Raw genomic sequence first — 21,269 nt, 5'->3', positions numbered from 1 at the left:
AACGTATGCAGCTGGGAGAACGCTCAGTCGCGTGCGTGCATTCCGTTCCTACGATTCTGCGGCACGACCGCCCTTCGCCGGTACCCTCGGCGGGAATCGGGTGCCCGCAACCACCCCGCGACGCCGTGCACGTTCGGGCTAGGCTGGGCGCGTGAACTCCTCGCTGCTGTGTTGTCGTCGCTGAGACAGACGACCCCCTCTTCAGCGTCGGGCACCATTCGGCGCACTCGGACGCACTGACACAAGGAACGAACACGGCATGAAGTACGCAGAGAACATCGTCGATCTCGTCGGCAACACCCCGCTCGTCAAGCTGCATCGAGTCACCGAGGGCGTGACGGATGCCACGGTGCTGGTGAAGCTCGAATACCTGAACCCGGGCGGGTCGTCGAAGGACCGCATCGCCGGCCGAATCATCGACGCCGCCGAGCGCGACGGGCTGCTCAAGCCGGGTGGCACGATCGTCGAGCCGACGTCGGGCAACACCGGCGTGGGGCTCGCGCTCGTGGCCCTGCAGCGCGGCTATCGTTGCGTCTTCGTGTGCCCCGACAAGGTCGGCGAAGACAAGCGCAACGTGCTGACGGCCTACGGCGCCGAGGTGGTCGTGACGCCGACGGCGGTCTCACCAGACAGCCCCGAGTCGTACTACGGCGTCTCCGACCGGCTCGCCCGGGAGATTCCAGGCGCGTTCAAGCCGAACCAGTACGAGAACCCCAACGGTCCACGCTCGCACTACGAGACGACCGGCCCCGAGATCTGGCGCGACACCGACGGCAAGGTCACGCACTTCGTGGCGGGCGTCGGCACGGGCGGAACCATCACGGGCACCGGCCGCTACCTGCGCGAGGTCTCGGGCGACACGGTGCGCATCATCGGCGCCGACCCCGAGGGCTCGGTCTATTCCGGGGGCACGGGCCGCCCCTACTTCGTCGAGGGCGTCGGCGAGGACTTCTGGCCGGGCGCCTACGACCCGAAGGTGCCGCACGAGATCATCGAGGTCTCCGACGCCGAGTCGTTCGCGATGACGCGCCGCCTCGCCCGCGAAGAGGGCATCCTCGTCGGCGGGTCGAGCGGCATGGCCGTCGTGGCGGCGCTCAAGGCCGCGGCATCCGCCGGCCCCGACGACGTGTTCGTGGTGCTGCTGCCCGACGGCGGACGCGGTTACCTCGGCAAGATCTTCAACGACAAGTGGATGCGCGCATACGGCTTCGGGAACGCGCCTGCCGGCCACACGATCGCCGACATCCTCGCGGCGAAGGCCGACCGCACCGAGCCGCTCGTCTACGTGCACCCCAACGACACCGTGCGCGAGGCGATCGACCGCATGAACGAGACGGGCGTGTCGCAGTTGCTCGTGCTCTCGGCCGAGCCGCCCGTCGTGCTCGGCGAGGTCGTCGGGGCGGTGCACGAGGAGGCGCTGCTCGACCTCGTCTTCTCGGGCAGGGCGAAGCTCACCGACGAGGTGGGCGGCGTGGTCGGCGAACCGCTGCCGCTCATCGGCGTGAACGAGCCCGTGGCTTCGGCCCGCAGCGCCTTCACCGATGCATCCGCGATGCTCGTCACCGACGGCGGCAAGGCGCTCGGCGTCATCACCCGCACCGACCTGCTCACCTACCTGTCGGCCTGAGGCACCGCCCGGCCCGACGCACCCGGAAGAGAACGACACCATGAACAGCGACGCACAATTCGACACCCGCGCGATCCACGCCGGGCAGCAGTTCGATCCGACCACCGGCGCGGTGATCCCGCCGATCTACGCGACCTCGACGTACGTGCAGGACGGCATCGGCGGCCTGCGCGGCGGCTACGAGTACTCGCGCGGCGGCAACCCCACCCGCACGGCGCTCGAGACGCAGCTCGCCGCGCTCGAGGGCGGCGCCGGCGCGCTCTCGTTCGCGTCGGGCCTCGCGGCCGAAGACGCGCTCCTGCGCACCGTGCTGGCGCCCGGGGACCACGTCGTCATCGGCAATGACGTCTACGGCGGCACGCACCGGCTCATCCGCCGCATCTTCGGCGACTGGGGCGTGCGGCACACGACCGTCGACACGAGCGACCTCGACGCGGTGCGGGCGGCGATCGAACTCGGCACCACCAAGGTGCTCTGGGTCGAGACGCCGTCGAACCCGCTCATGAAGATCAGCGACATCGCCGCGCTCGCCGAGCTCGGCAACGAGGCCGGGGCGCTCGTCGTCGTCGACAACACGTTCGCGTCGCCCGCCCTGCAGCAGCCGCTCGAGCTCGGTGCCGACGTCATCGTGCACTCGACGACGAAGTACCTCGGCGGACACTCCGACGTCATCGGCGGCGCCCTCGTGTTCGGTGCCGGCGATGAGCGCGCCGAGGTCGCCGAGCGGGTGAAGTTCACCCAGTTCGCGGCCGGGGCCGTCTCGGGTCCGTTCGACGCGTTCCTCACGTCGCGGGGCATCAAGACGCTCGGCATCCGGATGCAGCGACACAGCCAGAACGCCCTCGCGATCGCCCGGCGACTCGAGGAGCACGACGGCATCGAGCGGGTCTACTATCCCGGTCTCGAGTCGCATCCGGGCCACGAACTGGCGGGTCGGCAGATGTCGGGCTTCGGCGGCATGCTCTCGATCTCGCTCGCGGGCGGGGGCGCGGCGGCCCGTCGGTTCGCCGAGTCGACCGAGCTGTTCCAGCTCGCCGAGTCGCTCGGCGGGGTCGAGTCGCTCGTGAACTACCCGTCCGAGATGACGCACGCCTCGGTGAAGGGCACCGACGCCGAGGTGCCCGAGTCGATCGTGCGGCTCTCGGTGGGCATCGAAGACGTCGACGACCTGCTGGCCGACATCGACCAGACCCTCGAGCGCCTGTAGCGGCATCCGCTCGCCCGTCGGTCGAGTAGCGACGAAGGAGCGTATCGAGACCACGTCACCGGGTCTCGATACGGCGCTGGCGCGCCTACTCGACCGGCGGGCGGTGGGAGAATGGAACTGCGGGCGCTCGGCAGGTCACCGGCGCCGAGGAGATGATCTCCATGGTCTGGTTCTGGGTCACCCTGATCATCGTGGGCATCGTCGCGATCGTGCTGTTCTTCATGTCGGTGAAGATCGTCAAGCAGTACGAGCGGGGCGTCGTGCTGCGGTTCGGCCGGCTGCAGAGCGTGCGCGACCCGGGCATCCGGTTCATCATCCCGGTCGTCGACGTGATGACCAAGGTGTCGTTGCGCATCGTGACCGTGCCGATCCAGTCGCAGGGCATCATCACGCAGGACAACGTGAGCGTCGGGGTCTCGGCGGTCGCGTACTACCGCATCGTCGACCCGGTGAAGTCGGTCATCGCGATCGAGAACGTGAAGTCGGCGATCGACCAGATCGCGCAGACCACGCTGCGCAAGGTCGTCGGGCAGCACCACCTCGACGAGACGCTCGCCGAGACGGCGAAGCTCAACGTGAACATCCGCGAGATCCTCGATGAGACCACGGTCGACTGGGGCGCCCAGGTCACGCTCGTCGAACTCAAGGACATCCTGCTGCCCGACTCGATGAAGCGCGCCATGGCGAAGCAGGCCGAGGCCGAGCGCGAGAAGCGGGCGAAGATCATCGCCGCCGAGGGCGAGGCGCTCGCCGCGGTGAAGCTCGGCGTCGCCTCCGACACGATGATGTCGCATCCGCTCGCATTGCAGCTGCGTACGTTGCAGACGCTCGTCGAGGTGGGTGTCGACAAGAACACGCTCGTGGTGTTCCCGGCCCCGCTGCTGAACTCGATCGGCGAGGTCGTGGGGTTCATCGACCGCGAGGCCGCGACGGCGCAGGTGCGCGGAGGGGCGAATCTGGCAGGATCTTGACGGGTAGTGTCGCTACTGCCAACGTCGCATGACGGTGGGATGCCGCAGAATGAGCGGGTGACTTCGATCAAGCCCGCTCCCGACACCGCCACCGCCGAGGTCGCGGCGACGACCGCTGCGGGCGCGCACCACGGCACGCTCGGGCTCGGGCAGGGCACGGCGCTCTACATCGCGAGCGTGCTCGGTACCGGCATCCTCGTGCTTCCCGGGCTCGCCGCCGCCGCCGCCGGCCCCGCCTCGATCGTCGCCGTGGCCGCCGTGCTCGTGCTCTCGATCCCGCTGGCCGGCACGTTCGCGGCCCTCGCCGCGCGCTTCCCCGATGCGGGCGGCGTCGCGAGCTACGTGCGACGCGCCCTCGGCGGCACGGCGGCTCGCATGACGGGTTACTGGTTCTTCTTCGGCGTCTGCGTCGGTGCGCCCGTGCTCGCCGTGCTCGGCGGCGAGTACGTGGTCGCGGTGCTCGGCGTCGACCGTGCCGCCGTCCCGATCATCGGCTTCGCGGTGTTCGTGCCGCCCTTCATCGCCAACTGGTTCGGCGTGCGCGTCGCCGGGTGGGTGCAGTTCGTGCTCACCGGGCTGCTCATCACGGTGGTCGTCACCGTGGTCGCCGTGACGTTCCCGGCGGCCGAGGCCTCGAACTTCGAGCCGTTCCTGCCGAACGGCTGGGCCGGAGTCGGGGTGGCGATCAGCCTGTTCGTCTGGGCGTTCGCCGGCTGGGAGGTCGGCACCCACATCGCGGGCGAGTTCCGCAATCCGCGACGCACCATCCCGCTCGCGACGGCGATCGCCGTGGTGGTCGTCGGCGCCGGATATCTGGCGCTGCAGTTCGTCACGGTCGCGGTGCTCGGCGACCGTGCGGGCGAGGGGCAGGTGCCCCTGCTCGACCTCGTCGAGACCACCGCACCCGGAGTGGGGCCGGTGTTCGTCGCCATCATCGCCGCGATCGTCACGCTCGGCGTCATGAACGCCTACCTGCCCGCGTTCGGCAAGCTCGGCGCGGCGCTCGGGCGCGACGGCGACCTGCCTCGATTCTTCGCGAAGGGCGCGGCCGACGGCGAGGTGCCGCGCCGGGCGCTCGCGCTCACGGGCGTGCTCGTCGTCGTCTACTTCGGCCTCATGCTGCTGAACGACCTCGACCTCACGGGCTTCATCCTCATCCACACGAGCAACATGGTGGCGATCTACGCCGCAGGCATGCTCGCCGCGACGCTGCTGCTGCGCCGCTGGTCGTTCGGGTGGTGGCTCGCCGTCGTCGCGACGGTGCTGACGGCCGGCCTGCTCGTGCTCGCATGGGCGAACCTCATCGTGCCGCTCGTGCTCGCCGCCGCGGCCGTCGCGGTCACCGTCGTGCGCCGGCTGCGAGCTCGACGAGGCACGACCGATGTCGAGGCGTCGCACATCGCCCACGCGAACCCCGAGTATGGGCCATCCGCGCCGGATCGCTGACCCACGAGCACCGCGACCGCACCAACGCACGTGCCCAACGATCGGGAGCCCGCATGACCGAGTACCGCGCCCACTTCGACGCCGAGATCGCCTTCATCAACGGAGGGTCGCTGCGAGCGGAGTCGTTCCGCCTCGATCTTCCGTCGGCCGAACTCGGCGAGCGCGAGATCGGCGAGCTCCTCGTGCGACACCTCGGCCTCGCACTCGTCGACGCCGTCGAGCTGTCGAACCTCCAGATCGTGGAGGAGCTGCACCGCGGATCTCGCGGAGTGATCGACGCGACCGACGTGCTGGCCGAGGCCTCCGCCACCCGCCCGGCCGGCGGCGAACTCGTCGATCTCAGCCACGAGATCGCCGCCGGGCTCGTCACCTACCCGGGGATCCCCGCGCCGACGATCACGCCGCACCTCACCCGCGAGGCGTCGCGCGAGCACGACGCGGCGGGCACCGAGTTCGAGATCGACATCATCACGATGGCGGGCAACACGGGCACCTACCTCGACAGTCCGTTCCACCGGTACGCCGACGGCGGCGACCTCGCGAGCCTGCCGCTCGAGACGCTCGTCGACATCCCCGCTGAGGTGTTCCGATTGACGGATGCCGCGGGGCGCGGCATCCCCGCCGAGGTGTTCTTCGACCGCGACCTCGCCGGTACTGCCGTACTGCTGCACACCGGTTGGAGCCGCTGGTTCGGACGACCCGGGTACGCCCACGGCTCGCCGTTCCTCACCGAGGCGGGCGCGCAGCACCTCGCCGATGCGGGCGTCGCGATCGTCGGCATCGACGCGCTGAACATCGACGACACCGAATCCAGCGGCACGCGCCCGGCGCACTCGATCCTGCTCGCCGCGGGCATCCACGTCGTCGAGCACCTCACCTCGCTCGAGCGGGTCCCGGTGCGCGGGGCGCGCTTCACGGCGGTGCCGCCCCGCGTCGCCGGGTTCGGCACCTTCCCCGTGCGAGCGTTCGCGCGGCTGCCCGAAGGCTAGGCGACGCGACCGGCAGGCAGTGGCATCCGTCGCCCTCGTACGTGAGGATGGACAGATGACCACTCCCGCCTATGCGCTTCGTGACGGCAACTCGATTCCGGCGATAGGGCTCGGCACCTACGGACTCGACGACCAGGCGGGAATCGACGCGATCACGACGGCCATCGCCGACGGGTATCGCCTGATCGACACCGCCTACAACTACGGCAACGAAGAGGCCGTGGGCGAGGCGATCCGGCGCACCGACGTCGACCGCAGCGACCTGCTCATCACGACGAAGCTGCCGGGCCGGCACCACGGCTTCGACGAGACCATCGCGAGCTTCGAGCAGTCGCGCAAGAAGCTCGACCTCGACTGGGTCGACCTGTACCTCATCCACTGGCCGCTGCCGCGCGTCGACAAGTACGTCGACAGCTGGCGCGCGATGATCTCGCTGCGCGAGAAGGGCCTCGTGCGCTCGATCGGGGTGTCGAACTTCACCGCCGAAATGCTCACGCGGCTCATCGACGAGACGAGCGTGGCGCCCGTGGTGAACCAGGTGGAGCTGCATCCGTACTTCCCGCAGGCACAGCTGCGAGCCTTCCACGACGAGTACGAGATCCGCACCGAGAGCTGGAGCCCGTTGGCCAAGCGCAGCCAGCTGCTGCAGGAGCCGGTGATCGTCGAGCTCGCGGCCGCCCGTGGCGTCACGCCGGCCCAACTGGTGCTGCGCTGGCACGTCGAGCTGGGAACCGTGCCGATTCCGAAGTCGTCCGATGCCGCGCGCCGGCGCTCGAACCTCGACGTCTTCGGCTTCGCGCTCTCGACCGAAGAGGTCGACGCGATCTCGGCGCTGTCGCGCGGACGCCTGTGGGGCGGCGATCCCGACACCCACGAGGAGTTCTGAGGGATCCCCGAATTGCGCTCGCACGAACGAGAAGTCCTAGGGTCGATCGGGTGACCGAACCCACCGCCGAGACGCCGACGAACCCGACCACGACCGACGAATCGGGCGCGCCGGCGGCTGAGTCGTCGCCCGCGGCACTGCCTTCGGCCGAGCGGGCGTCGGGCGCGCCGGCGCCGGCCGCACCGCCGCACGCGAAGGGCGTGCTCTCGCTGCCCTACCGGTGGCTCTCGATCGGGATGTTCTCGCTCATCTTCCTCGCTGCATTCGAGGCGATGGCGGTGACCACGATCATGCCGCTCGTCGCCGACGACCTCGACGGCGAGGCGCTGTTCGCGCTCGCGTTCGCGGTTCCGCTCGCGGCGGGCATCATCGGCATGGTCATCGCGGGCAACTGGACCGACCGGGCCGGCCCCCTGCCGTCGCTCCTCACCTCGGCGGTGCTGTTCGTCGTGGGGCTCGTCATCGCGGGAACCGCCACCGACATGGTCGTCTTCATCGTCGGTCGATTCGTGCACGGACTCTCGGGCGCGGCGGTCATCGTGCCGCTCTACGTCATCGTCGCGCGGGTCTACCCCGAGCAGTTGCGCGCCCGCGTCTTCGCGGGGTTCGCCGCGGCATGGGTCATCCCGTCGATCATCGGGCCCGCGCTCGCCGGCGTCGTCGCAGAGGCGTTCAGCTGGCACTGGGTGTTCCTCGGCGTCATCGGGCTGCTCCTGCCCGCGGCCGGCATGATGCTGCCGCCCATCCTGCGGGTGCGCGACCAGGTGCAGGGCGACGGGTCGGTGCAGTGGAGCCTCGGCCGGGTCGGCTGGGCGCTGCTCACGGCGGCGGCGGCGCTCGCGCTGTCGCTCTCGAAAGAGCTCGCCGAGCCCTGGCGCTGGATCATCGCCGTCGTGTCGATCGTGCTCGTCGTCGTGGCGGTGCGCCCGCTCATGCCGGTCGGCACGCTCCGCGCTGCACGCGGCCTTCCGGCGACCGTGCTCCTGCGGCTCATCGTCGCGGGCGCGTTCTTCGGCAGCGAGATCTACCTGCCGTACCTGTTCATCGAGCGCTACGAGTTCTCGCCGAGCCTCGCGGGCGCGGTGCTCACGGGCGCGGGTGTGTCGTGGGCGGTCGCGTCGTGGCTGCAGGGCCGGCTCGGCGACCGCGTGTCGAACGCGCAGGCCGTGCAGATCGGTGCCGGGCTGCTCGCCGTGGCGCTCGCGATCGTGCTCGCGGTCGCGGCCTTCACGCTCAGCCCCGTCATCGCGTTCATCGCCTGGACGCTCGCGGGCGCCGCGATGGGATTCATGTACCCGAGGCACTCCGTCGCGGTGCTGAGCCTCTCGCCCGTGTCGGCACAGGGGTTCAACAGCGCGGCGCTGTCGATCGGCGAATCGCTCGGCGCGGCGGTCGCGCTCGCGGCGACGGCGCTCGTGTCGAGCGCGATCGCGGGCGGGGCCTTCGCCGCGGACTTCGCCGTGACCCTCGTGATCGCGGTGGTTGCGGTGGTGCTCGCGCCGCGCGTGCGGCCTCGCTCCGGGGCATCCGTCGACGTCTGAATCCCGGATGCCGCGTGCGCGGCCGCACGCGATCGGCCGGCCGTCAGCGGGGCTCGACCAGGCGTGCCGTGACTCGGCGCTCGAGCACCCAGATGCGCAGCATGTCGTTGAAGAGGTCGACGTCTTCGATGTTCCAGACGTGGTGCATTCCGGGTGCGAGGCGCGTGGTGACGTGAGGGCCGGCACCGGCGATCGCGCCGAGTGAGCGGCGGATGACCGCGGGTTCCCTCGATCCGGCGACCGCGAGCAGATCGCCGGGGAATCCCGACAGGTCGGGGACCCCGCCGGCGTAGACCTCGCCCAGCATGCGGCGGGCGCTCTCGCGATCGATCGAGAGGCCGTGCTCGACGTAGAGCTCGCGCGAGTCGCGCGGCAGCCGGAACGCGCGAGCCTGCGCGCGCCAGAACGCGGGGGAGTCCCAGAACCGGTCCTGCAGCCAGGCGGTCGAACGGGCCGTGCCGCCCACGCGCAGCACGGCAGCCCCCGAGGCGAGACCCGACGTGAACGCATCGGGATGCCGCTCCAGCGCCCGGAGCGCGACGATGCCGCCGAGCGACAGGCCCACGAGGTGCACCGGTCGGTCGATGCCGTACGACCGGATGCGCGCGACGACATCGTCGGCGGCGCCGGGAAGGCCCGGCCAGGGCTCGCCGACCCGGGCGCCGAAGGCCGGCAGGTCGAGCGCGAGCACGTCGAAGTCGGTGAGGGCGGGCAGCTGCGGCGCCCACATCCAGTTCGCGACGTTGCCGCCGTGCAGCAGCACGACCGTGCCGCGCGAGGTTGCCGAAGCCGGGTGCAACTCGGGGAACACGGGTCGGGCGTCGGTGCCGGTCATGAGCGTGCCGTTTCGAGGTCGTGGTCGCGGTCGCGGTCGTGGCCGAGTTCGAGTTCTCGGGCGACGTCGTCGAGCCACTCGAGCTCGGTGCGGGCGTGACGCATGCCGTTCTCGAGCGTCGCGAGGCGCAGGCGCCCGGCGCGATCCCGAGGTGCGGGCGTGCTCTCGCGCATCGCGGCGAGGGTGGCGAGCAGTTGCTCGCCGGCGGCGCGGCGGCGCGCGAGCAGCTCGCCCAGCTCGTCGTCGTCGAGGCCGCCGGCGAAGAACGCCCGTGCGAGGAACGCGTCGCGCTCGGGTTGCCGGTCGAGCGCGGAGACGAGCCACTCGTGCAGCGCGGTGCGGCCGGCGTCGGTGAGGTGATGCACGAGCCGGTCGGGGGCCGTCGTTCCGGGCACGGTCTCGGTGCGCGCGAGCCCGTCGGCGACGAGCCCGGCGAGCGTGCGGTAGACCTGCGACTTGTCGGCGGTCCAGAAGTGGGTCACCACCGTGTCGACATAGCGCTTCACGTCGTATCCGCTCATGGGCGCGATGTCGAGCAGCCCGAGGATGATGCGTGCGAGGATCATGTCCCTAGTAGACAACGCACCTAGGTGCATTGTCAACTAGTATCCGGATGTCCCCGGAGCCGAGCGCGGAGCGGGACGCGGCGCCGAGTCGCTGCGCCCGAGCAGGAACTCGAGCATCGGCACGGCATCGGCCTCGAGCACCGGGCCGCGCCCGAAGTCCCAGTCGGCGTCTCGGGCGCGCAGGGTGTGCCCGTTGATGACCGCGCGAATGGGCGTCGGTGCCTTCGCCGCCAGGTAGAGGGCGACGGCGCCGCTCGTGCGCGACGCGATGGTCGGCGCGGCATCGATCTCGCGTGCGAGAACTAGGTATGCGGCGACCACGCGCGCGAGGACACGCACCGGCACGGCTCGAGCGTTGCGGGACATGACCGCGGCGGCGCGGAGTCGATCGGCCGGGGGCGCGGCGACCGGGCCCTGTGCGGTCGGGCCCTGTGCGGTCGGGCCCTGTGCGGGCCGACCTGCGTCGGCGTCGTGCGCCGCGGCGGGCTCCGGGGAGGGCTCGGGCTCGGGCTCGGTTTCTGATTCTGGTTCGGCTTCGGCGAACTTCAGTCGCCGCGAGCTCGCCGCGCGCAGGAAGTCGGTCGCGAGCCACTCGCGGGTGGCGTCGCCGACCTCTGCGGCGTCGAGCTGGGTCGCCGCGACGTCGAGGATCTCGGCGACGGCGTCGCGCCAGTCGCCCGTGACGTCGGACTCGTCGCGCCGGGGGCGCCAGCTGAGGGGCAGGTCGTGCATGAAGTCGGCCATCGGGGCCTTTCGAGGTCGCCGCGGTGGCACCGGGTGGTGCGATGGCAGCACGATACCGCGACGGGTCGGACGCCGGGGCATCCGCCGCCGTTCAGGCCATTCGAGCGTCATGTGACCGTCACATGTGTGACTGTCACATTCCCTCGCGTGCTGTGCATAATGGACTCGCCGGCGTGTGTGACCGTGAACATGCCGAAATCGTGATCGAGGTCCAGTGTCGGGGGAAACACAGCGCAGTCGCGCGCCGAGCATTCGCGATGTGGCGCGCCTCGCCGGGGTCTCGCACCAGACTGTGTCGCGTGTGCTGAACCATCATCCGAGCATTCGGCCCGAGACGAAACAGCGCGTGCTCGACGTGATGGCCGAGCTGCAGTACAAGCCCAACCGGGCGGCGCGCGCGCTCGTCACGAGCCGTTCGCGCATCATCGGGATCCTTTCGGCGTCGAGCACCCAGTACGGTCCCGCGTCGAGCATCGCCGCGATCGAGGCGGCGGCACGCGCGTCGGGGTACTGGGTCAGCACGGCGAACCTCGAGTCGACCGACGCCGCATCGATCGCCGACGCGCTCGCCCATCTCGCGGCGCAGAGCATCGAGGGTCTCGTCGTGATCGCCCCGCAGGTGCGGGTGCTCGAGACGCTCGCCGAGATGTCGATCGACGTGCCGTTCGTGACCCTGCAGTCCACCGGCGACGAGCCCATTCGCACACTGTCGGTCGACCAGATCGCGGGTGCACGCCTGGCCACCCGGCACCTGATCGAATTGGGGCATCGGAACATCTACCACTTGGCCGGCCCGCAGGACTGGATCGAGGCCGAGGCGCGGATGCGCGGGTTCCTCGACGAGATGAGCGCGCAGGACGTGCCCACGACCGCACCGATCCTCGGTGACTGGACCGCGGACTTCGGGTACTACGTTGGGCGGGAGCTGCTCACCGTTCGCGACTTCACGGCGATCTTCTCCTCGAACGACCAGATGGCGCTCGGGCTCATGCACGCCGTGCGCGATGCGGGGCTCGATGTGCCCGGCGACGTGTCGATCATCGGCTTCGACGACATCCCCGAGGCGGCGCACTTCTGGCCGCCGCTCACGACGGTGCGCCAGGACTTCGCGGAGCTCGGCCGGCGATGCGTCGCCCTGTTGCTGGGCGATATCGACCCGACTGCGGTCGAACATCACAGCACGATCGTGCCCGAGCTCATCGTGCGCGGATCGACCAGCCGGCCCTCGTTCTGACCGGCCGGTGCCTGCCCGCCGCCCCCGCGGCAGGGTGCAGACGACTGCCGGCCGCTCGGGTGGCCGGCCGTCGGCCGTCCACCGTGACGTTACCGTTCCGTTACTTTTGCGAGTTGACAGCGGGTTCGGGCATGTGGCTAACATGAGTGTCGCCATGTGAACGGTCACATTCGAGACCGGATCATGACGCGACATCCCCTCGACGAAGGAGTCCCGACCGTGCCGACCACCGTTGCACCGTTGCTGCACGATCACCCGTGCGCCGGTCGAGAAGCGGGCGCCACCGCGGCGGCGGCAGTCGCATGAGCACGTTCGGACCGCAGGTCGAGGTGGCCGTGGCGCGAGTCCGCGCCGAGGTGGCGCGGCTGCACGCCGAGCTGACCCGCTACGGGCTCGTCGTCTGGACGGGCGGCAACATCTCGGGTCGCGTTCCCGGCGCCGACCTGTTCGTGATCAAGCCCTCAGGCGTCTCGTACGACGAGCTGGCGCCCGAGAACATGATCCTGTGCGACCTCGACGGCAACGTCATCGAGGGCACCCCGGGTGCCGCCCTCAGCCCGTCGTCCGACACCTCGACGCACGCCTACGTGTACCGCAACATGCCCGAGGTCGGTGGCGTGGTGCACACCCACTCGACCTACGCGACCGCCTGGGCAGCGCGCGGCGAAGAGATCCCGTGCGTGATCACGGCGATGGCCGACGAGTTCGGCGGGTCGATTCCCGTGGGCCCGTTCGCGATCATCGGCGACGACTCGATCGGGCGCGGCATCGTCCAGACCCTCTCGGGGCATCGCAGCCGAGCCGTGCTGATGCAGAACCACGGGCCGTTCACGATCGGCGCGACCCCGAAGGACGCCGTGAAGACGGCGGTCATGGTCGAAGACGTCGCCCGCACCGTGCACCTGGCCCGCGAGGCCGGCCCGCTGGTGCCGATCCCGCAGGAGGCGATCGACTCCCTCCACGAGCGATACCAGAACGTCTACGGGCAGGCCGCCGACCCACGTCGAACGGCGAAGAGTTCCACATGAGACTTGCGACCGCCTCGGCGGTCGGCGAGGGGAGGCGGTTGGCATGGACGCAGCCGACTCCGGCAGTCACCAAGACAACGACGTCCAATTGATTGACACAGTGAAAGGAAACACCGTGAAGAACACGAAGAAGGTGCTTCTCGCGACGCTCGCGGCCGGCTCGATGCTCGCGCTCGCCGCGTGCTCGGGCAACGCCGCCGGCGGCGAGGGCGGCGGCGACGGCGGCCTCATCGGCGTCGCGATGCCCACCAAGAGCTCGGAGCGCTGGATCCAGGACGGCGACGCCGTCAAGGCGCAGCTCGAGGAGCAGGGCTTCGAGGTCGACCTGCAGTACGCGGAAGACGACATCCCCACCCAGGTCTCGCAGATCGAGAACATGATCACGAAGGGCGCCGAGGCGCTCATCATCGCGTCGATCGACGGCACCACCCTCACCCAGGTGCTGCAGGACGCGGCCGACGCCGAGATCCCCGTGATCGCGTACGACCGCCTCATCCGCGACTCCGAGAACGTCGACTACTACGCGTCGTTCGACAACTACATCGTCGGCGTGCAGCAGGCGACGTCGCTGCTCAACGGCCTCGGCCTGACCGACCTCGAGGGCGCAGAGGCGGCCGACGCCCCCGCCGGGCCGTTCAACATCGAGCTGTTCGCCGGTTCGCCGGATGACAACAACGCCACGTTCTTCTGGAACGGCGCGATCGACACGCTGCAGCCGTACATCGACGCGGGCACCCTCGTCGTGAAGTCGGGCCAGACCGACTTCGAGCAGGCCGCCATCCTCCGCTGGGACGGCGAGGTCGCGCAGGAGCGCATGGAGAACATCCTCACCTCGACGTACTCCGACGGCTCGACGGTCAACGCGGTGCTCTCGCCCTACGACGGCCTGTCGCGCGGCATCATCTCGGCGCTCACCGACGCGGGCTACTCGGTCGGCGAGGGCTGGCCGATCATCTCGGGCCAGGACGCCGAGCTCGACTCGGTCAAGGCGATCAACTCGGGCGAGCAGTTCGCCACCATCTTCAAGGACACGCGTGAGCTCGCGGCCGTCGCGGTCGACATGGCGGCGGCGATCCTGAACGGCGAGGAGCCCGAGGTCAACAACACGAAGGACTACGACAACGGCGTGATCACCGTGCCGTCGTACCTGCTCGAGTCGCAGATCGTCGTCAAGGACAACATCACCGAGGTCCTCGTCGACAGCGGCTACTGGACCGAAGAGGAAATCAACGGCTGAAGCCGTGCATCGCGACCTGTCGGTGGGGGTACTACGGTAGCCCCCACCGACAGGTTCATCACCCGGCAGTGAAGCAGGAGCAACGATGACCACTGACATTCTCGAGATGCGCGGCATCACGAAGACGTTCCCGGGCGTGAAGGCCCTCGCGAACGTCAACCTCTCGGTCGCGCGCGGCGAGGTGCACGCGATCTGCGGCGAGAACGGCGCCGGCAAGTCGACCCTCATGAAGGTGCTCTCGGGCGTCTACCCGCACGGCACGTACAACGGCGACATCGTCTTCGAGAACGAGACCGTCGAGTTCAAGGACCTCACCGACAGTGAGGCCAAGGGCATCGTCATCATCCACCAGGAGCTGGCACTCAGCCCCTACCTCTCGATCGCCGAGAACATCTTCCTCAACAACGAGCTTCGCGGGCGCGGCGGCCTCATCGACTGGAACAAGACGAACTTCGAGGCGTCGAAGCTGCTCGCCCGCGTCGGCCTGCGCGAGAACCCCACGACGAAGATCATGGATATCGGGGTCGGCAAGCAGCAGCTCGTCGAGATCGCCAAGGCGCTCTCGAAAGAGGTGAAGCTCCTCATCCTCGACGAGCCGACCGCAGCCCTCAATGACGAGGACTCCGATCACCTGCTGAACCTGATCCTGCACCTCAAGGGCCAGGGCATCACGTCGATCATCATCAGTCACAAGCTGAACGAGATCAAGAAGGTCGCCGACTCGGTCACCGTCATCCGCGACGGCAAGACCATCGAGACCATCGCGAAGACCGACGTCACTGAAGACCGCATCATCAAGGACATGGTCGGTCGCGACCTCGAGCACCGGTACCCCGACCACACGCCCCACATCGGCGAAGAGCTGCTGCGCGTCGAGGACTGGACCGCGCATCACCCGCAGGACACGTCGCGCGTGGTCGTCGACAAGGTCAACCTCAACGTGCGCGCCGGCGAGATCGTCGGCATCGCGGGGCTCATGGGCGCGGGGCGCACCGAGTTCGCGATGAGCCTGTTCGGCCAGTCGTACGGTTCGAAGATCTCGGGCCGCGTGTTCCTGCGCGGCAAGGAGATCAGGACGCGCACGGTCGCCGAGGCCATCGAGCACGGCATCGCCTACGCGACCGAGGATCGCAAGACCTACGGCCTCAACCTCATCGAGGACATCAAGCGCAACATCTCGATGGCATCGCTGAAGAAGCTCGAGAAGTACGGCCTCGTGCACGACAACGAGGAGTACAAGGTCGCGAACGAGTACCGCACCTCGATGAACATCAAGGCGCCGAACGTGCTCGTGAAGACCGGCAAGCTCTCGGGCGGCAACCAGCAGAAGGTCGTCCTGTCGAAGTGGATCTACTCCGACCCAGACGTGCTCATCCTCGATGAGCCCACCCGCGGCATCGACGTGGGTGCGAAGTACGAGATCTACTCGATCATCAATCGGCTCGCAGCCCAGGGCAAGGGCATCATCGTCATCTCGTCTGAGCTCCCCGAGCTCCTCGGCATCTCGGACCGCGTCTACGCGCTCTCCGAGGGCCGTATCACCGGCGAGCTCCCCGTCGCCGAGGCGACGCCCGAGTCGATGCTCAAGCTCATGACCATGGAAAAGCCCCGCTGACCCCGGCGGACCACCAGGAGAACCCCATGTCGAACCCCAATCCCCCCACCATCGAGGAAGCCCGCGTCGGCGGTGGCAATGTCAACCCCGTCGAGAACAAGCTCACCGACCGCCTGAGCCACATCCTGGCCGACCTCGGCAAGAACGGCATCTTCATCGCGCTCATCGCGGTCGTCGTGCTGTTCGCGATCCTGACCGAGGGCATCCTGCTGCGTCCGCAGAACATCTCGAACCTCGTCGTGCAGAACGGGTACATCCTCGTGCTCGCGATCGGCATGGTGATGGTGATCATCGCCGGCCACATCGACCTGTCGGTCGGATCGGTCGCGGCCTTCGTCGGTGCCTGCTCTGGCGTCTTCGCCGTGCAATGGGGCTTGCCGTGGTGGCTCGCGGTGATCCTGTCGCTCGCGATCGGCGCCCTCGTCGGCGTCTGGCAGGGCTTCTGGATCGCCTACGTGGGGATTCCCGCGTTCATCGTGACGCTTGCGGGCATGCTCATCTTCCGCGGCCTCGCACTCGTCGTGCTCGGCAATGCGAACATCGGCTCGTTCCCCGCCGAGTACCGCGCCCTCGGAAACGGATTCCTCACGGACGTGTTCGGCGAGTTCGAGATCGATCCGCTGACACTGGGAGTCGGCGCGCTCGCGATCCTCGCGCTCGTGGTGCAGCAGGTGCGCACCCGCCGCGGCCGCCAGAAGTACGGTCAAGACGTCGAGCCGATGGCGTGGTTCATCACGAAGCTCGTGCTCGTCTCGGTCGCGATCGGCTTCTTCGCCTACTCGCTCGCGTCGTACAAGGGCATCCCGATCACGCTCATCATCCTCGCCGTGCTCGTACTCGTGTACGGCATCGTCATGAACCGCACGGTGTTCGGCCGCCACATCTACGCCATCGGCGGAAACCGCCACGCGGCCGAACTGTCGGGCATCAAGACCCGCCGGGTCGACTTCTGGCTGTTCGTCAACATGGGCGTGCTCGCCGCGCTCGCCGGCCTCATCTTCACGGCGCGACTGAACCTCGCCGGGCCGAAGGCCGGTGACGGCTTCGAACTCGAGGCGATCTCTGCGGCGTTCATCGGCGGCGCTGCCGTGCAGGGCGGCGTCGGCACGATTGGCGGCGCGATCATCGGTGGCCTGATCATCGGCGTGCTCAACAACGGCATGTCGATCATGGGCATCGGCATCGAGTGGCAGCAGGCCGTGAAGGGCCTGGTGCTGCTGCTCGCGGTCGCGTTCGACGTGTACAACAAGCGCCGGTCGGGCGGCAACTGACCCGAGCCCTGCGCGACCGACGACGGGCCTCTGCCATCGGCGGGGGCCCGTCGCTGCGCACGAAGGAGCCCCGTGACGACAATCCAGAACGCTGACGGCGAGAGTAGGGAAGCACGCCGATGACCGAGTCCACGAAGACGACGGATGACGCTCGAGCGGCGATCCTCGAGGGTCGCACGTCGCTCGGCATCGAGCTCGGCTCGACGCGCATCAAGGCGTGCCTGATCGGCGAGGATGCGGGCGAGGTGCTCGCCGTCGGCGGCCACGAATGGGAGAACGAGTTCGTCGACCGTCGCTGGACCTATTCGGTCGACGCGGTGTGGTCGGGCCTGCAGGCCGCCTACGCCGATCTCGTCGCCGACGTGCGACGCCGCTACGACGTGGAGCCCCGCACGTTCGGCGCGATCGGCGTGTCGGCGATGATGCACGGCTACCTCGCGTTCGACGCTGACGACGAACTGCTCGTGCGCTTCCGAACCTGGCGCAACACCTCGACGGGCCCGGCCGCGGCCGAGCTCAGCGAGCGATTCGGCCTCAACATCCCGCTGCGCTGGTCGATCGCGCACCTGTATCAGGCGATCCTCGACGAGGAGCCGCACGCCCGGGGCATCCGCTTCTTCACGACCCTCGCCGGATACGTGCACTGGCGACTCACGGGCCGCAAGGTGCTCGGCGTGGGCGACGCCTCGGGGATGTTCCCGATCGACTCCTCGACGAACGACTACGACACCCGGCTGCTCGAGGCGTGCGACGGGCTCATCGCCGATCGCGCGCCCGGACTGCACGTCGCCGAGCTGCTCCCCGAGGTGCTGCCGGCCGGCCGGCATGCCGGGGAGCTGACCGCCGAGGGCGCCGCCCTCCTCGACCCGACGGGTGCGCTCCGGCCCGGAGCCCCGCTGTGCCCGCCCGAGGGCGACGCCGGCACGGGCATGGTCGCCACCAACTCGGTCGCGCCCCGCACCGGCAACGTCAGCGCCGGCACGAGCATCTTCGCGATGGTGGTGCTGGAGCGCCCGCTCGAGCGGGCGCACCACGAACTCGACCTCGTCACGACGCCCGCGGGCGATCCCGTGGCGATGGTGCACTGCAACAACGGCGCGAGCGAGCTCGCCGCCTGGGCGGGCGTATTCGGGCAGTTCGCGGCCGTTGCCGGGGCATCCGTCGACAACGATGCCGTGTTCGAGGTGCTCTTCCGTGCGGCCCTCGACGGCGAGGCCGACGCGGGCGGGCTGCTCGCGTATAACCACCTCGCCGGCGAGCCGATCGCGGGGCTCGCCGAGGGCCGGCCCATGGTTGTCCGCACGCCCGACAGCCGGCTCACCCTCGCCAACTTCATGCGCGCCCAGCTCTACGGCGTGTACGGCACGCTCGCGCTCGGCATGCGGGTGCTCGCCGGCGAGGGCGTCGGACTCGACCGCATGTTCGCGCACGGCGGCATCTTCCGCACCGCCGGGGTAGCCCAGCGCTTCCTCGCCGGCGCGCTCGACGCGCCCGTCGCGGTCGGCGAAACCGCGTCAGAGGGCGGCGCCTGGGGCATCGCCGTGCTGGCGTCGTACCTGTCCTCCGCCGACGACCTCGACCTCGGCGCGTACCTGAACGACCGCGTCTTCGCGAAGGCCGCCGTCGACACTGTCGACCCCGATCCGGCGGATGTCGCCGGCTTCGCCGCCTACCTCGACCGCTACCGAGCCGGCCTCACCGCCGAGGCGGCCGCCGTCGACGCGCTCTAAGCGAGCGCCGCCCCGCACACCGATCCACCGAACCGCATCACCGAACCGCATCGCCGAACACGCTTCACCGAACACGCTTCACCGAACACGCTTCACCGACCACCGCACCAGGAGGAGACACCGATGACCCGCACCCCGCTCACTACCTCGCTCGACGCGTACGAGGTGTGGTTCCTCACCGGCAGCCAGGGCCTCTACGGCGGGGACACCCTGCGTCAGGTCGCCGAACAGTCTCGGGTCATCGCCGAGACGCTCGACGGGTCATCCGATGTGCCGGTGCGCCTCGTGTGGAAGCCCGTGCTCACCGACTCGGCCGCGATCAAGCGGGTCGCGCTCGAGGCCAACGCCGACGACCGCGTGATCGGCGTGACCGCGTGGATGCACACGTTCAGCCCCGCGAAGATGTGGATCGCCGGCCTCGACGCCCTGCAGAAGCCGCTCGCGCACCTGCACACGCAGGCGAACGTCGAGCTGCCCTGGGGCGAGATCGACTTCGACTTCATGAACCTCAACCAGGCCGCGCACGGCGACCGCGAGTTCGGCTACATCCAGACCCGACTCGGGGTGCCACGCAAGACAATCGTGGGGCACGCCTCCGACCCGCGGGTGCAGTCCGAGCTCGGCACCTGGCAGCGCGCGGCGGCCGGGCTCGCCGCATCGCGCAACCTGAAGCTCGCCCGGTTCGGCGACAACATGCGCTACGTCGCCGTGACCGAGGGCGACAAGACCGAGGCCGAGCTGCGGTTCGGCGTGCAGGTGAACACGTGGGGCGTGAACGAGCTCGCCGACGCGGTGCACGCGACGGCCGATGCCGACATCGACGCCCTCGTCGCCGAGTACGAGGAGCTCTACGACGTCGTGCCGTCGCTCCGCACGGGCGGCGACCGCCACGAGTCGCTGCGCTACGGCGCGGCGATCGAGCTCGGTCTGCGCTCGTTCCTCGAGGAGGGCGGCTTCGGCGCCTTCACGACGTCGTTCGAAGACCTCGGCGCGTTGAAGCAGCTGCCGGGCCTCGCGGTGCAGCGGCTCATGGCCGAGGGCTACGGCTTCGGCGCCGAGGGCGACTGGAAGACCGCCGTGCTCGTCCGCATCGCGAACGTCATGGGCGCTGGGCTCCCCGGCGGCGCCTCCCTCATGGAGGACTACACCTACGACCTCACGCCCGGCGACGAGCTCATCCTCGGCGCGCACATGCTCGAGGTGTCGCCGTCGCTCACGACCTCGCGCCCGTCACTCGAGGTGCACCCCCTCGGCATCGGCGGCAAGGACGACCCGGTGCGGCTCGTCTTCACCGCCGACCCCGGTCCGGCGGTCGTCGTCGCCCTGAGCGACATGCGCGACCGGTTCCGCCTCACGGCCAACGTGGTCGAGAACGTCGAGCCGCGGCATCCGCTGCCCAACCTGCCCGTCGGACGCGCCGTCTGGAAGCCGGCGCCCGACTTCCGCACGTCGGCTGCGGCCTGGCTCACCGCCGGCGCCGCGCACCACACGGTGATGTCGACTGCGGTCGGCGTCGACGTGTTCCGCGACTTCGCCGAGATGGCGAAGACCGAGCTGCTCGTCATCGACGAGCAGACGACGCTGCCTGATTTCCAGCGGGAAGTACGCTGGAACCAGGCCTACTTCCGACTGGCCCAGGGCCTCTGATCGAAGCACGCGGGCCGGTCAGGCGGGCCCGCCGCGTCGCCGCCCCCACCGCCGAGCGTTTCCGTTCGCGCCGAATGTCGCCGCCAGAACGGAAACACTCGGCGCGAACGGAAACACTCGCGCGAGCCGCGCGAGCCGCGCGAGCCGCGCGAGCCGCGTGGGCTGCGCAGGGCCAGGTCAAGCGTTCGCGGACGCTGACCAGTCCGGCAGCTGCTGCAGGGTCCAGCGGTTGCCGTCGGGATCCTGCAGCGTGATGAACCGGCCCCAGGCCTGCTCGTCGACGCCTTCGGCCTCGACGCCCTTCGCGCGCAGGTCGGCCAGCACGGCGTCGGCGTCGGGGATGACGACCTGGATCGAATCCTGCGAGCCCGGCGCCATCGTGAGCCCGAGGCCTTCGCCGATCGCGATCGAGCACGCCGAGCCCGGGGGCGTCAGCTGCACGAACCGCAGGCCTTCGTGCACGCGTTGGTCGTGGTCGGCGTTGAATCCGAGCTTCTCGACGTAGAACTCCTTGGCGCGGTCGACATCGGTGACGGGCACGAAGATGAGTTCGATCTTCCAGTCCATGTTCCACTCCTCGTAGGGTGTGTGTGGCACGATCCGTCTCATCGAATCGCCTGCCACCAGTCTCGCCAAGCATGCGGCCAGTTCCTGTCCGGTTCAAGATCCGACCGACGGATGCCCCGGCTCGCGCC

Annotated in this window: 18 protein-coding genes; 14 read left to right on the top strand and 4 right to left on the bottom strand. The window is 69.5% G+C overall.

Going from position 1 to position 21,269, the window contains the following annotated elements; all coding sequences use genetic code 11:
- Positions 1-259: 259 nt before the first annotated feature.
- The 7 genes from LQ757_RS13095 to LQ757_RS13065 all read left to right on the top strand — a co-directional run bounded on the left by LQ757_RS13095 (position 260) and on the right by LQ757_RS13065 (position 8,667).
- Positions 260-1,627, top strand: a complete 1,368-nt coding sequence (locus LQ757_RS13095; protein ID WP_231047692.1) for a cystathionine beta-synthase — start codon at positions 260-262, stop codon at positions 1,625-1,627.
- Between the two features lie 40 nt (positions 1,628-1,667).
- Positions 1,668-2,834: a cystathionine gamma-synthase gene (locus LQ757_RS13090; protein WP_231047691.1), complete on the top strand. Its 1,167-nt coding sequence runs from the start codon at positions 1,668-1,670 to the stop codon at positions 2,832-2,834.
- Positions 2,835-2,995: 161 nt separating this feature from the next.
- Positions 2,996-3,805 carry a slipin family protein gene (locus LQ757_RS13085; RefSeq protein WP_231047690.1) on the top strand — a complete coding sequence of 270 codons (810 nt, stop codon included), beginning with the start codon at positions 2,996-2,998 and terminating at the stop codon, positions 3,803-3,805.
- 57 nt (positions 3,806-3,862) lie between these two features.
- Entirely contained in the window at positions 3,863-5,251 is a 1,389-nt protein-coding gene (locus LQ757_RS13080; protein ID WP_231047689.1) for an APC family permease, read from the top strand.
- Positions 5,252-5,304: 53 nt separating this feature from the next.
- Complete coding sequence (locus tag LQ757_RS13075; protein WP_231047688.1) at positions 5,305-6,240, top strand: cyclase family protein; 936 nt, start codon at positions 5,305-5,307, stop codon at positions 6,238-6,240.
- A gap of 55 nt (positions 6,241-6,295) precedes the next feature.
- A complete protein-coding gene (locus tag LQ757_RS13070) occupies positions 6,296-7,126 on the top strand; it encodes an aldo/keto reductase (protein ID WP_231047687.1) in 831 nt (276 codons plus the stop codon).
- Between the two features lie 50 nt (positions 7,127-7,176).
- Positions 7,177-8,667 (top strand): MFS transporter, encoded by a 1,491-nt coding sequence (locus LQ757_RS13065; RefSeq protein ID WP_231047686.1) that lies wholly within the window; start codon positions 7,177-7,179, stop codon positions 8,665-8,667.
- Positions 8,668-8,710: 43 nt separating this feature from the next.
- Here LQ757_RS13065 and LQ757_RS13060 read toward each other — a convergent pair whose 3' ends face one another.
- From LQ757_RS13060 to LQ757_RS13050, 3 genes are read right to left on the bottom strand one after another with little or no spacing between them, the layout of a single operon-like run.
- Positions 8,711-9,502 carry an alpha/beta fold hydrolase gene (locus tag LQ757_RS13060; protein ID WP_231047685.1) on the bottom strand — a complete coding sequence of 264 codons (792 nt, stop codon included), beginning with the start codon at positions 9,500-9,502 and terminating at the stop codon, positions 8,711-8,713.
- Entirely contained in the window at positions 9,499-10,068 is a 570-nt protein-coding gene (locus LQ757_RS13055; protein WP_231047684.1) for a PadR family transcriptional regulator, read from the bottom strand. The genes LQ757_RS13060 and LQ757_RS13055 overlap by 4 nt, the downstream gene beginning before the upstream one ends.
- Before the next feature lie 36 nt (positions 10,069-10,104).
- On the bottom strand, positions 10,105-10,812 hold the full coding sequence (locus LQ757_RS13050) for a hypothetical protein (protein ID WP_231047683.1): 708 nt from the start codon (positions 10,810-10,812) through the stop codon (positions 10,105-10,107).
- A 259-nt stretch (positions 10,813-11,071) separates the two neighbouring features.
- On the opposite strand from LQ757_RS13050, the gene LQ757_RS13045 reads away from it, so the two are divergent.
- From LQ757_RS13045 to araA, 7 genes are all read left to right on the top strand, one after another.
- Positions 11,072-12,046, top strand: coding sequence for a LacI family DNA-binding transcriptional regulator (locus LQ757_RS13045; protein ID WP_231047682.1), 975 nt, complete (start codon positions 11,072-11,074; stop codon positions 12,044-12,046).
- A gap of 302 nt (positions 12,047-12,348) precedes the next feature.
- Positions 12,349-13,074: an L-ribulose-5-phosphate 4-epimerase gene (locus tag LQ757_RS13040; protein WP_231047681.1), complete on the top strand. Its 726-nt coding sequence runs from the start codon at positions 12,349-12,351 to the stop codon at positions 13,072-13,074.
- 163 nt (positions 13,075-13,237) lie between these two features.
- Positions 13,238-14,311 carry a multiple monosaccharide ABC transporter substrate-binding protein gene (gene chvE, locus LQ757_RS13035; RefSeq protein WP_231048181.1) on the top strand — a complete coding sequence of 358 codons (1,074 nt, stop codon included), beginning with the start codon at positions 13,238-13,240 and terminating at the stop codon, positions 14,309-14,311.
- Between the two features lie 85 nt (positions 14,312-14,396).
- Positions 14,397-15,926 (top strand): multiple monosaccharide ABC transporter ATP-binding protein, encoded by a 1,530-nt coding sequence (gene mmsA, locus LQ757_RS13030; RefSeq protein ID WP_231047680.1) that lies wholly within the window; start codon positions 14,397-14,399, stop codon positions 15,924-15,926.
- A 26-nt stretch (positions 15,927-15,952) separates the two neighbouring features.
- Complete coding sequence (mmsB, locus tag LQ757_RS13025; protein WP_231047679.1) at positions 15,953-17,197, top strand: multiple monosaccharide ABC transporter permease; 1,245 nt, start codon at positions 15,953-15,955, stop codon at positions 17,195-17,197.
- A 119-nt stretch (positions 17,198-17,316) separates the two neighbouring features.
- Positions 17,317-18,927 carry a xylulokinase gene (locus LQ757_RS13020; protein ID WP_231047678.1) on the top strand — a complete coding sequence of 537 codons (1,611 nt, stop codon included), beginning with the start codon at positions 17,317-17,319 and terminating at the stop codon, positions 18,925-18,927.
- Positions 18,928-19,050: 123 nt separating this feature from the next.
- Positions 19,051-20,574 (top strand): L-arabinose isomerase, encoded by a 1,524-nt coding sequence (araA, locus tag LQ757_RS13015; protein WP_231047677.1) that lies wholly within the window; start codon positions 19,051-19,053, stop codon positions 20,572-20,574.
- Positions 20,575-20,751: 177 nt separating this feature from the next.
- Here the strand turns inward: araA and LQ757_RS13010 are convergent, their stop codons facing one another.
- Positions 20,752-21,141, bottom strand: a complete 390-nt coding sequence (locus LQ757_RS13010; RefSeq protein ID WP_231047676.1) for a glyoxalase superfamily protein — start codon at positions 21,139-21,141, stop codon at positions 20,752-20,754.
- Between the last annotated feature and the right edge of the window lie 128 nt (positions 21,142-21,269).

The organism is Agromyces cavernae, from assembly GCF_021044935.1.
GTDB classification, from domain to species: domain Bacteria; phylum Actinomycetota; class Actinomycetes; order Actinomycetales; family Microbacteriaceae; genus Agromyces; species Agromyces cavernae.
The sequence above is the reverse complement of the archived record's forward strand: the minus strand, read 5'-3'. Positions and strand labels throughout refer to the sequence as shown.